The following is a 12,049-nucleotide window of genomic DNA, read 5'->3' on the forward strand; positions in this document are numbered from 1 at the left end:
CTCGCTGTCCAGTGATCGCGACACCGGACCGTGACCCCGGTGCGTCACCACGTGACGCGTCCAGCATGGCCGGAGTGGCGCCGCAGCCAGGGTGAACACCACCGAGTATCCACAAGGGACACCCCCGCAATCCCTGCTAGATAACGATCTATGACTCGGTGTTCACACTGGACGTGAACGCCCTTGAGCAAGTCTTAAGGTTACCTTGGGTTGCTCTTCATGCAGGACCGTCGATACTTCGTTGTACCACTGGGCCGGCAGGCGACGCAGACCCTGCCGGTTCGGTGGATTCAACGGACAGCCGCTTCAGATACTCGTTGTAGCGCATCCACTCGTCTTCCTCCCCGCTCGCCGCCGCACGGTCGGCCGCCCGGTCGAGGCGGCGCTGCTCGCGCTCGTCGGCCCGGATCCACTGGAGCACCAGGATCACGAAGACGATCGCGCTCGGGATCTCGCCGAAGCTCCACGTGATACCGGCCCCGAGATGCTGGTCTGCGGCCGGATCGGTCAGCCACGGCGGGCGGACGATACTGAACCAGTCGTCGGCGACCAGGATCTTCGCCTGGAGCAGGATCACGCCGAAGAAGGCGTGGAAGATCATCCCTCCGAAGTGGATGATGATCAGCACCGGGTGCGAGACGGGACGCCGGCCGGGGTCGACGCCGACGATCACCCAGAAGAACAGGTAGCCGGCGAGGATGAAGTGGGTCAGCATCGCCAGGTGGCCCAGGTGGCTGCGCATCAGCACGGCGAAGAGCGGGCTGAAGTAAAGCGCGTAGAGGCTGGCCACGAAGATGGCGAGCGCGACGACCGGATGCGTGAACAGCCGCAGTACCCGGCTGTGCAGGGCCAGGACCAGCCACTCCCGCGCGCCCCGGTCCCCCGGTGATGGCTTCAGCGCACGCAGGGCCAGCGTCATCGGCGCGCCGAGGACGAGCAGGATCGGCACCAGCATCGACAGGATCATGTGCTGCATCATGTGCGCGCTGAACAGCACGTACGCGTACTTGGCCAGGCCGAGGTTGGTGATCGCGCCGAGGATCAGCCAGCCGAGCACCCAGCTGACCGTCCGGTGCCAGGGCCAGGCGACACCCGAGCGGCGCAGCCGCCAGACTCCCGCGGCGTAGTAGCCGATGGCGCAGGCCACCAGGGCCAGGAAGAACAGGTCCGGCAGGAAGCCGCCGAAGAGCGCGCGCAGGTCCGGCTCCGGCGGCATCGGGAAGCCGAGCAGGTCGGTGACCCGGTCGGGGTCCGAGGGGTTGACCGGCACCGGGGTCGGCGTCCGGCCCAGGCCGACGGCGAGGGCGAAGACGGCGGCTAAGACGAAGATCTCACCGGCCGCCAGCCGCCGGAACAAGCCGGGTTCACCATCGAGGCGGCGCAGCGTCACCCGGCGGTGTACCACGCCGAACGCGCCGAGCACGACCAGCCCGGCCGTCTTCAGCAGCACGAGCCGCCCGTAGTTCGTGCCCCACAGCGCGTCCCAGGTGCCGAGCCGCACGGCCGCGTTCGTGACACCCGACAACAGCACCAGAACAAAAGCCCCAAAAGCCATTTGGCTGTACCGGCGAGCCGCCACCCCGAGCACCGCACTGCGCTTGATGACCATCAGCGCGGCGAGCCCGCCGAGCCACAGCACCGCGCCGGCCACGTGCAGGGCCATGCTGGTCACCGCGACCTGGTGGTTACCGGCACCGGCCGCGTGACCGGTGAACGCCGGCGGGAGTGCCGTCATGACCGCACCGACGGCGAGCAGCGCGGCACCCGTACGGGAGAGGACGAAGCGGCACGCGATGGCGAGCAGGCCGGCCCCGAGGATCTGGAGCCCGTAGGCCTTGCCCAGGTCCACGCTGGTGACGAAGTTCCACACCATCGGGAAGCTGAGCTGCGACACCGGCTGCGCCAGGAAGTCGGCCAGCGTGAAGACGGCGAGGGCCAGGGCTGCCGCCGTCCAGCCGAGCGCCGTCCAGCCCGCGAGCCGGACGAGCTGGTACCCCTCCGGCCCGACCGTCCGGTCCTTGCCCGGGGTCAGGAAGGCCGCACCGACCGCGAAGCCGGCTGTCAGCGCGCCCAGGACGTCGAGCAGTACCCGGCTGACCGGCAGGCCGTAGGTAACCAGGTCACCAGCCGAGGGCAGGCCGGCCGGTGACCGGCCGGTGACCGCGCCGCTCGTCCGGAGTACCAGGAAAAGGACCAGGAGCCCGACGGCGCCGGCGGCGACGGTGTTCCGCAATCTCACGCAGCTACTTTGCTCCTGCCGCGCAGGAGCACGAAGACCAGGGCACCGATCGCGAGAAGTGCGCCACCCCCGGCGGCCCACCACAGCCAGCCGGAAGCGGCGTAGCTGTCCTCCTTCTCCTTCTTCACCGGCTTGACCGGGCCGTCGCTGGGCTCAGGGTCACCGGGCACGGCAGCGGGCGCGGCCAAGACATCCGCGGTGAAGGTGAACGTGCCACTGATCGGGTGCCCGTCGGCGGACACCACCCGCCAGGCGACGTCGTACTTGCCGGCCTTCAGCGGCTTCACCGGCTGGCTGACCTCGGTGTCGGTGACGGTCAGCTTGCCGGTGCTGTAGGAGACGCCGCCCGGGCCATTGACGGCGACCGTGCTGAACCGGCCGTCGACCGGCTCGTTGAACCGCAGCTTCACGTCGGAGATCGGCGTGGTGATCGTCGCCCCGTCCGTGGGATTCGTGCTGTTCAGGCTGCTGTGCGCGGCGGCGGGGGCCGCGAAGGCCAGCACCCCAGCCGCGGCGAGAGCGGAGACGACCAGCGCACGCTTCATGATCACGTAACCTCTCGTATGAATGGCCGGGAGTAATACTCGCCTATCCCTGCCAGCCAACTCCAGCCTGGGTTGTGCCGACCCGGTGTGGACGACGATGCGCGCGTTGCAGAGAACCCGGCATACAACACCGGTATGCCGGGTTCTCTGCGCCTTCGCCTCGCCGCCCACACCGGGCCACCTCGCACCAGATCAAGATCAAAAAGCCTGTCGGGGTAACCCGGGGGCACTCAGGGTAGATCTCCGGGTGAGTCCCGATACCCCGGGCCGGGCCGGGCGGGCAGGCTGGTGCCCATGACGAAGCGGAGCATCCTCGTGGCCACGGCGACCGGCCTCCTCGCGGCGGGCCTGCTCTCCGGCTGCGACCTCGCGGACTGGGACAGCAACCGGATCGAGACGGCGTACGAGATCACCGACAAGGTCACCAAGCTCGACTTCACCGGCGACGCCGGCAAGGTCGTGATCAGCACCGGCGACGGGCCGATCAAGGTCAAGGAGACCATCAAGTACGGCTCGAAGAAGCCGACAGCCAGCCACAAGGTCGAGGACGGCATCCTCAAGCTCGTCGACCACGGGTGCAGCGGGCTCGGCCTCAACTGCTCGATCGACTACGAGATCCGGATCCCGGCCACCCTGGCCGTGACCCTGAAGACGGACGCCGGCGAGATCCAGGCCAGCGGGCTCAGCGGTGACCTCGACATGTCCACCGACGCCGGCCAGATCGAGCTGACCAGCCTGACCAGCAAGAAGGTCAAGCTGCGCAGCCAGGCTGGCGAGGTGGAGGCCTTCTTCGCCGCCGTGCCGGACTCGGTGGACGCCGAGACCAAGGCCGGCCGGGTCGCCATCAAACTCCCGGGCACCGTCAAGTACTCGGTGGACGCCAGCACCGACGCCGGCCGCCGCGAGGTGACCGTCGGCGTCGACTCCTCCTCCCCGCACAAGATCCGCGCCGTCACCAACGCCGGCGAGGTCGAGGTCCGCACAACCTGACACCAAGCGTGAACCGGCCCGCCGTACTCGGTACGGCGGGCCGGTTCGTGTGCGCACGGGGTCAGCCCTTGACGTAGCCCATCGCCTCGACGATCAGGCCGTCGCGTACCCGCATCAGGTTGACGCCACGGAAGGACTCCGCCAGGCCGGGGCCCCAGCGCAGCCGCCAGCGGATGACCGCACGGTCACCGGCGGCCCAGACCTCCTCGGGTTCGAACTCGGTGTCGGCGGCGCCCGCGATGCCCGACCACAGGGCCAGGCAGGCCGCGCGCCCGGCGTGCCGGGTGCCGTCGGTGTTCTCGATGACGCAGTCCTCGGCCACGAGGCCCGCCAGGATCGCGGGGTCGTGGCGCAGGAACGCCTCGTTGAATCGGTGCATGATGTCGATCGCCGCGTCGGGCATGCCGTACTCCTTCAGTGTTGCCGCAACCGATGAGCAGCGCGGTGAGGGCGGCAAGAATCGTGCCTCGAAGGGCACTGCCAGCGGAAACAAAGAATCCTGAGTGCTGCCACAGCCCCCGCTTGTGGCCGGGCCCCGCCACACCGGCCTTGTACGGTGACTCCATGGTCGACATTGACGTGAGGCACCTGGAGTCCTTCGTCGCGGTCGCGCAGGAGCAGAACATCACGCGCGCCGCGGCCCGGCTGCACCTGACACAACAGGCGGTGTCCGGGCACATCCAGCAGCTCGAACGGGCCCTGCGGGTCTGCCTGCTCGTCCGCACGTCACGGGGTGTGCTGCTCACGCCGGCCGGCGACGAGCTGGCCGCCGGGGGCAAGACGGTGCTCACCGACCTGGCCGGGCTGTCCGGCCGGGTACGCCACGCCGCCCGCCAGCAGTCCGGCACGCTCACCCTGGCCTGCTGCCCGTACTCCACCTCGCTGTTCGCCGCCGAGGTCGCCGACGCGATGGAGGCTGCCGTACCGGGGTTGACGGTCGAGCTGTCCAGTGTCCGTACCCAGCGCGACGAGCTGGACCTGCTCAACGCCGGTACCGCCGACGTGGCCTTCATGTGGCTGCCGGTGAGCGAGGCCGGGCTGCACCACGCGGTGATCCGCACGGACGACCGGGTCGTCGCCCTGCCAGCTCAGCACCCGCTCGCTGGCCGCGCCTCGGTGTCGCTCGCCGACCTGGCCGGCGAGCCGGTCATCCGGCCCGACATCTTCGTGTCCCCCGAGGCCGAGCGGCACTGGACGGCGGACCCGCGCCCCGGCGGCGAACCGGCGACGCCCGGCCCAGCCGTGGCGCAGATCGAGGAGTGCCTGTTCCTCGTCGCGCGCGGCAAGGGCGTGTGGCTGGCGCCCGAGCCGATCGCCCGGTGGGCACCGGCTCCGGGGGTCGCCTGGGTACCGGTCACCGGCGCCGAGCCCTTCGAGCTGGCCGTCGTCTGGACCGGCCGCGCCCAGGAACCGCTGGTGGCCCGCCTGATCGCCGAACTCCGGCTGATCATCGCGGGGCAGTCCTAGCTGCTGCGCGGCTTCGTGTAACCCGTCCGGCGGGTGATGCCGAACTCGACGGCCACGTCGGCGACCTCGCGGATCAGGGTCTTGGCGATCGGGTACCTGCTCATCTTGATCAGGCGGGCCGCCACCGGCACGCACCGGTCGACGAGCTTGTGGCTCTGCGTCCGGCCCTCCGAGCGGTCGTGCACCCAGAAGAGGCACAGGCCCATGTTCCCCAGCCAGGCCAGCTCCGGGAGGACCTCCAGGAGCTGCGGGTCCATCTTCGTCGCCGCGCCGTGTACCGCGTCGGCGTGGATCCGGATGCTCGCCTCCCGTGACGCCTCCGAGTCCTCGGAGAACGGGCTCAGCGGGCTGGCCGGATCGGCGGCGTTGATGAAGAACTGCGCGGCGAACTGGTGGTAGGGCTCCGCGACGTCCAGCCAGGCGTGCAGGACGCCACCGAGCCGCCGGGCCAGGTCCGTCTCGTTCGCGAGGACCTGGCGGGCGGCTTCGGCGTGCTCCTGCTGGAGCCGGTCGTAGAAGCCCTGGATGAGCTGTTCCTTGGACGAGAAGTAGTAGTACGCGTTGCCAACGGACACGCCGGCCGCTTCCGCGATCGCCCGCATCGTCGTCTTGCCGTACCCACGCTCCTGGAACAGCCGCATCGCCGTCTCCAGGATCAGTGCCCGGGTCGCCGCGCCCTTACTCTCCACCGCACCGGTCGTCGTCACAGGCTCTACCGTATCCGTCCGGTTCCGGTCCCCTGCCCGGGCCGCGCGGCTGCGGCCTGGGCAGGTCCGGCAGGTTGAGATGCCGGGGCGGGGTGTTCACGACGAGCGCGGGTACCGGCGGCCGCTGGATGCCGGACCCCGGCCGGGGCGGGGCCGTCACGGCCCGGATCTTGCTGGCGGTCGCGACGGCGGCCCTGGCGAACGGGGCCATGCCGGGCTTGGCCAGCGTGATTGACTTGGCCCGGTACTCGCGGAGCGCCCACAGGATCGTCACCCACGCTGCCGGCCCGGTGTAGACGGAGCCGTCGTCGGCGACCACGGTGACGTCGCGCAGGGTGGCGGCCGGATCGAGGTCCGGGTACCGGCGCTGGGCTTCCTCCGAGGCCGCCGCGAGGAACTCCAGCGGGACGAGCTGCGGCTGGACGGCCAGCCACGCCTTCACCTTCGAGCAGAAGGGGCAGTACGCGTCGTAGAGAACCGTGAGCTGGCGCATGTCACTCAGCCCTGCGGCAGGACGCGGGTGACGAACTGGGGCGGGACCGGCGGGTTCTGCTGGCCTTCGAGCGCGCTGCGCCTGCGGAACTTGTTGAGGATGTACAGGTTCAGCATGTGCAGCGCGCCGAGGACCAGGAGCACGATGCCGATCTTCATCGCGACCAGCTCGAAGACGGCCCGCGATGACGACAGCGGCTCCTCCGTGGTCATGAACAGCGCGACGAAGCCGAGGTTGAGCAGGTAGAACCCGACGACGAGCAGGTGGTTGACCGCGGCGCTCAGCTCGGTGTTGCCGTGGAAGACATCGACGAGGAAGACCTTGCCCGCCTTGCTCAGCGTCCGGGCCACCCAGACGGTGAGCCCGATGCTGATCACGAGGTACGCGCTGTAGGCGACGATGCTGAGCTGGTCTGATGCCATGACACTCTCCCTGGACAAGTGGCTACTTGAACGTGTTCAATAGCCGTGCGAGCACAGCGTAGGTCCATCAGTTGAACACGTTCAAGTCCCCGTCCAGCGACGTGCGTCACACTCGGATCAGTTCAGGGTCCAGCGCTGGAGAGCCGAGCCGGTGTCGGCGGCGACGGTGACCTTCGCACCGTCCGATGTGGATGCCGACGTGAGCACGAGACCAGTGCTGGCCGTGATGACACCGTTCGCCACGCGCCACTTCTGGCTCGCCGCAGCCGTGCACGGGTTCTGCACGACGTTCGTGCCGCTCAGGTCGGCGCACATGCCAGACGAGCCGTTCGTGAGCGTGAACGAGCCGTCCGCCTGCGCCGTGAAACGCCACTGCTGGTTCGCGCCGCCGTGCGCGGTCCACGTGATGAGCTGGGTGCCTGCGGTCTGCGAACTCGCCGGGTTGTCGAGCGCCTTCCCGCCGGCGGTCGTCACCTGGTACACAGTGGACGAAGCTCCGCCGTAGACCTCGAACTCGTAGAGCGAGTAGCCCCAGCTCGTGCCGCGCGCGGTGCCGTACATCCGCACGTAACGACCGGTTCCGCTCACTGCCAGGTCGTCGACCCCGCCGTCTCCGGTGGTCGTCGTGAAGACGGGCGTCCAGGTCGTGCCGTCGTTCGAAACCTCGATTTTGTACCCGCGCCCAAAGGCCGCCTCCCACCGCAGCACGACCCGGCTGATCTGCTGGGCGGAGCCCAGGTCCACCCGGATCCACGACGGGTCGGCGTAACCCGAAGACCAGCGCGTACCGGGATCACCGTCCACGGCGGACGATCCCGGGAAGTTCGCCGTCTCCGTCGACGACACGGTTACCGGCTTGCCGAGCGCGAGGTTGCCCGGGTTGCCCGAGGCAGGCCAGCCGGGCGCGCGGCCGATCCGGTCGGCGATCGGCGTGAAGTCCGAGTAGGCGGCGACGAGCTTCGGCGAGCCCCACGTCTGCTGGGCCAGGCCGCGCAGCGGGTACCTGATCCCGGCCGCGACCTGGTCCTCAGTCTCCGCGTTCGGGCTGTCGCACCACACGTGGATCAGGGAACCGAGGTTGCGGGCCGGTGTAGCGACCGACTGGCCGCCCTCGAAGCGGTCGGGCGTCCACGTCTCGTACATCCAGCGGGTGTCGGGCTTCGCGCCGCCGAGGACGTAGTACGTCGGGGTCCACGACTCGTTCGCGATGGTGTGGCCACGGTCGAGGAGCTGCTGGGGCGTGAGGCCGTAGGAGTACCAGTACTCGACGAGGATGTTGGAGGCCGGCTGGATCGTGCCGTCGCCGGCTTTGATGCCGTCGTTCCACATGCGCAGCGTCTTGCCTCGCGCGCGGACGAGGTCGTTCACCCAGTTGATGAAGCCGTAGTACGTGTCCTTCGCCGTCGCGTTCTGCCCGTAGTGGCTGCGGGCGTAGCTGAGCAGCTGCGGGTACTGGTTGTAGTCCGTCACGTACTCGTCAGCCCCGACATGCCAGTACTTCGCCGGGAACAACGGCAGGTACTCGGTGATCAGGTCCTGGGCGAGCGTGTAGGCGCCCGGCTCGGCGAGGTCCAGATAGTACGGATCCCTGGTGCCGTTGGTCTTGTCGAGTTGCAGCTCGGGGTGCGAGGCGAGGATCGCGTTCATGTGACCGGGCATGTCGATCTCGGGTACCACCGTGATGTGGTACTTCGCAGCGAGGGTGACCAGCTCGCTGATCTGGGCCTTCGTGTAGTGCTGGGCCGAGACCACCTCCGGGTGGCTGGCGCTCTCCAGCCGGAAGCCGAACGTGTCCGACAGGTGGAAGTGGAAGGTGTTGAGCTTGAGATACGCCAGCTCGCGGATGTGCTTGGTGACCCACTCGACGGTGAAGAACTTCCGGCCCTGGTCGATCATCAGGCCGCGCTCGCTCTTCACCGGCCAGTCACGCGCCGTGCCGGCCGGGATCGCCGGCCCCTGCTTGAGCAGCTGCAACACGGTCCGCGTGCCGTAGAAGGCCCCGGCGCTGGTCTTGGCCTTGATGGTCACCGAGGAACCGGCCGTCATCGTGTAACCCTCGTCGGTGTCCGTGCCGCCGAGCGTCAGCGCGATGTCGCCGGCCGCCGGGCTGCCCTGCACGACCGTGATCGTCCGGCCAGCCAGCGCGCCCAGATCCTCGGCGAACACCGCCGCGTCGCCGGCCAGGGCAGCGTTGTACGCGGGATCGACAACGATCCGGCTGCCAGCCCCGAACGTGTAGCTGCCCGTGCCGGCCGTCCACTGTTGCAGCGCCGGAATCGTCTGCGGTGGACCGGCCGCCGCCTGCGCCGGAGCACCACCGATCGCCAGCAGCCCTGCGGCGAGCACCGCCGCCGCCACTCCTGCCAAAGTCCGCACCTGAGCCACGTGAGCCTCCCTGCGTGCACGAAGTTGCGCGTTGCGGGGATGCTACGAACGTCAATGGTCAAGAACAAGACATCGACGGATCTGATCAGATTCCGCGCACGGGAGACGCACCCCGCGCACGATCCGGGTACCTATCGAGCAAGATTCATGTTCATCGCCAGCCCGAATCAATCCGGGTACCCGACCAGTCGAAGAAGTGCAGCTGGCCGAGGGCGACCCCGATCGTCATCGGCTCGCCGGTCACCAGCGCCGGGTACGCGGCGAGCCGGACGGCCAGCTCCGCCGGCTTGCGCTGGTGACGGCCGGGCTCGGCAGGCGTCGAAACCTGCGCGGCCCGCCGCTGCCACCAGCGCTTCGGCTGCGGCATCACCGCCGGGCCACCCGGGTCGTCGGCCTGCACGGCGAAGGCTCCGATGTCGAGGTACGCGAGGGTCTCGTGCCCGTGGTGCTCGACGTACCGGACCCGGCCGCGCAGCGTCGCCCCCACTGGGCCTTCGGCGACCGGCGTCAGCGCCTCCGAGCGGATGCCGACCACGATCCGCTCCCCGTGGTACCTGGCCAGGGCGCGCGCCCGGTGGTCGGCCCAGGGCACGTCGAGTTCCTGCTCGCCGATCCGGAGCGCGACCCGGCTGTCGAGGTGCGCGTGGACCACGGCCTCCAGCAGGTTGATCTTCGGGGTGCCGAGCAGGGCCGCGACGTACATGGTGGCCGGACGGCTGTAGACCTCCGACGGCGTACCGAGATCCTGGAGCACCCCACGGCGCAGGATCGCGACCCGGTCGGCCACGGTCAGCGCCTCGGCCTGGTCGTGGGTGACGTAGAGCGTGGTGATGCCCAGTTCCCTGACCATCGCGGAGATCTCGGCCCGCAGCTCGGCCCGCAGGCCACTGTCCAGGCTCGACAGTGGCTCGTCCATCAGGAACAACCGGGGCCGCCGTACGATCGCCCGGCCCATCGCCACCCGCTGCCGCTGCCCGCCCGACAGCTGGTGCGGCTTGCGGTGCAGCAGCTCGCCGATGCCGAGCGCGCTGGCCACACCCGCCACCCGCTCGGCCTGCTCGGCCGGGTCGACACCGGCCAGCTGGAGCGGGAAGGACATGTTGCCAGCGACGGTGAGGTGCGGGTAGAGCGCGTAGTCCTGGAAGACCATCGCGACCTGGCGTTCCCGGGGCGGCAGGTCACTGGCCGGGGCCCCGTCGATGAAGAGCTCGCCGGACGTCGGGTCCTCCAGCCCGGCCACGATCCGCAGCAGGGTGGACTTGCCGCAGCCGGACGGGCCGAGCAGCACGAGCACTTCGCCGTCGCGGACGTCCAGGCTGACGTTGTCGACGGCGATGGTGCCGTCCGGGAAAGTCTTGGTGATCGATTTCAGGCCAACCGTCGACATCCCGTCACTGTGCGACGGGCGTCACAGTCCGGCCATCCCCCGAACGGATATCAACACTCAATAACGTTTACAGCTAGTCCGCCTCGTGCGGTTTCCTTGTACTTGATTTTCATGTCCGCGCCGGTTTCCCGCATGGTCTTGATGACCTTGTCGAGCGACACGAAATGGTCCCCGTCGCCGCGCAGCGCCAGGCGCGCCGCCGTGATCGCCTTGATCGAGGCGACCGCGTTGCGCTCGATGCACGGGATCTGCACCAGGCCGCCGATCGGGTCGCAGGTCAGGCCGAGGTTGTGCTCCATCGCGATCTCAGCGGCGTTCTCCACCTGCGCCGGCGAACCGCCCAGCACCTCAGCCAGGCCAGCGGCCGCCATCGACGACGCGGAACCCACCTCGCCCTGGCAGCCCACCTCGGCACCCGAGATCGACGCGTTCTCCTTGAACAGCACGCCGACAGCGGCAGCCGTCAACAGGAAACGCACGATCCCGTCATCACTCGCGCCCGGAACAAACCGCCAGTAATAGTGCAGCACCGCCGGCACAATGCCCGCAGCACCATTCGTCGGAGCCGTCACCACCCGCCCGCCGGCCGCGTTTTCCTCGTTCACGGCGAGAGCGAACAGTGTCACCCAGTCCATGACGCGCAGCGGGTCCGTGCCGAAATGCTCGGACTCCATCTGCCGCTTCAGCTCAGCGGCACGCCGGCGCACCTTCAGGCCGCCCGGGAGGATGCCCTCCGCCTCGCAGCCAGCGGTCACGCAGTCCCGCATGACCTGCCAGATGTGCAGCAGCCCCTCGCGCACATCCGCCTCGGAACGCCACGCCAGCTCGTTCGCCAGCATGATGTCCGAGATGCTCTTGCCGGTCGAGCGGGTCAGCTCCAGCAGCTCAGCACCCGTCTTGAACGGGTACGTGACCTGGGTGTCGTCTTCCTTGAGCTGACCGGAGTTCTCGTCGACGACGAACCCGCCGCCCACCGAGTAGTACGTCCGGGTCCGGATCTGCTCCCCGGCCGGGTTGTACGCGGTGAACGTCATCCCGTTCGGGTGCAGCGGCAGGGAACGGCGCCGGTGCAGCGTCAGCTCGAACCTGGCCTCGTGGACGCCCAGCAGCCACACCCGGCCCTCGGACTTGATCACGGAGACCCGCTGGTCAGCGGTATGCGTGTCGACGGTCTCCGGCGCCTCGCCCGCCAGGCCCAGAAGGACTGCCTTGTCGGAGCCGTGACCGTGACCCGTCGCGCCCAGCGAACCGAACAGCTGGGAGTCGACCACGGCGACGTCGGCGAGCAGGCCATCACCCTTCAGGCCGGACACGAACGTCCGGGCCGCGCGCATCGGGCCGACCGTATGCGACGACGAAGGGCCGATACCCACCTTGAACAGGTCAAAGACGCTGATCACCGCTGTCCCACTTC

General features: G+C 69.1%; 11 protein-coding genes. 2 read left to right on the plus strand and 9 right to left on the minus strand.

Going from position 1 to position 12,049, the window contains the following annotated elements:
• Nucleotides 1-217: 217 nt before the first annotated feature.
• Complete coding sequence (locus A3G1_RS0122725) at nt 218-2,239, minus strand: bifunctional copper resistance protein CopD/cytochrome c oxidase assembly protein (RefSeq protein WP_245563570.1); 2,022 nt, start codon at nt 2,237-2,239, stop codon at nt 218-220.
• Nucleotides 2,236-2,784 carry a copper resistance CopC family protein gene (locus A3G1_RS36295; protein ID WP_245563579.1) on the minus strand — a complete coding sequence of 183 codons (549 nt, stop codon included), beginning with the start codon at nt 2,782-2,784 and terminating at the stop codon, nt 2,236-2,238. The genes A3G1_RS0122725 and A3G1_RS36295 overlap by 4 nt, the downstream gene beginning before the upstream one ends.
• 294 nt (nt 2,785-3,078) lie before the next feature.
• Between A3G1_RS36295 and A3G1_RS0122735 the strand changes: the two genes are divergently transcribed.
• A complete protein-coding gene (locus A3G1_RS0122735) occupies nt 3,079-3,774 on the plus strand; it encodes a DUF4097 family beta strand repeat-containing protein (RefSeq protein WP_018351798.1) in 696 nt (231 codons plus the stop codon).
• 61 nt (nt 3,775-3,835) lie between these two features.
• Here A3G1_RS0122735 and A3G1_RS0122740 read toward each other — a convergent pair whose 3' ends face one another.
• The gene (locus A3G1_RS0122740) at nt 3,836-4,177 is read right to left on the minus strand and encodes a nuclear transport factor 2 family protein (protein ID WP_018351799.1); all 342 of its coding nucleotides are present in this window, start codon (nt 4,175-4,177) and stop codon (nt 3,836-3,838) included.
• 161 nt (nt 4,178-4,338) lie between these two features.
• Between A3G1_RS0122740 and A3G1_RS0122745 the strand changes: the two genes are divergently transcribed.
• Complete coding sequence (locus A3G1_RS0122745) at nt 4,339-5,241, plus strand: LysR family transcriptional regulator (protein ID WP_018351800.1); 903 nt, start codon at nt 4,339-4,341, stop codon at nt 5,239-5,241.
• On the opposite strand, the gene A3G1_RS0122750 is transcribed toward A3G1_RS0122745, so the two are convergent.
• The 6 genes from A3G1_RS0122750 to A3G1_RS0122775 form a co-directional block, all read right to left on the minus strand.
• Nucleotides 5,238-5,948 carry a TetR/AcrR family transcriptional regulator gene (locus A3G1_RS0122750; RefSeq protein WP_018351801.1) on the minus strand — a complete coding sequence of 237 codons (711 nt, stop codon included), beginning with the start codon at nt 5,946-5,948 and terminating at the stop codon, nt 5,238-5,240. The two genes, A3G1_RS0122745 and A3G1_RS0122750, sit on opposite strands and share 4 nt — an antisense overlap.
• Nucleotides 5,920-6,441 (minus strand): thiol-disulfide oxidoreductase DCC family protein, encoded by a 522-nt coding sequence (locus A3G1_RS36300; RefSeq protein ID WP_018351802.1) that lies wholly within the window; start codon nt 6,439-6,441, stop codon nt 5,920-5,922. The genes A3G1_RS0122750 and A3G1_RS36300 overlap by 29 nt, the downstream gene beginning before the upstream one ends.
• Nucleotides 6,442-6,446: 5 nt before the next feature.
• Entirely contained in the window at nt 6,447-6,863 is a 417-nt protein-coding gene (locus tag A3G1_RS0122760; RefSeq protein WP_018351803.1) for a hypothetical protein, read from the minus strand.
• 117 nt (nt 6,864-6,980) lie between these two features.
• The gene (locus A3G1_RS0122765; RefSeq protein WP_211216368.1) at nt 6,981-9,248 is read right to left on the minus strand and encodes a family 20 glycosylhydrolase; all 2,268 of its coding nucleotides are present in this window, start codon (nt 9,246-9,248) and stop codon (nt 6,981-6,983) included.
• Between the two features lie 151 nt (nt 9,249-9,399).
• Nucleotides 9,400-10,635 carry an ABC transporter ATP-binding protein gene (locus A3G1_RS0122770; protein ID WP_018351805.1) on the minus strand — a complete coding sequence of 412 codons (1,236 nt, stop codon included), beginning with the start codon at nt 10,633-10,635 and terminating at the stop codon, nt 9,400-9,402.
• Between the two features lie 50 nt (nt 10,636-10,685).
• The gene (locus tag A3G1_RS0122775) at nt 10,686-12,035 is read right to left on the minus strand and encodes an L-serine ammonia-lyase (protein ID WP_018351806.1); all 1,350 of its coding nucleotides are present in this window, start codon (nt 12,033-12,035) and stop codon (nt 10,686-10,688) included.
• Between the last annotated feature and the right edge of the window lie 14 nt (nt 12,036-12,049).

This window comes from Longispora albida DSM 44784 (assembly GCF_000379825.1).
GTDB classification, from domain to species: domain Bacteria; phylum Actinomycetota; class Actinomycetes; order Mycobacteriales; family Micromonosporaceae; genus Longispora; species Longispora albida.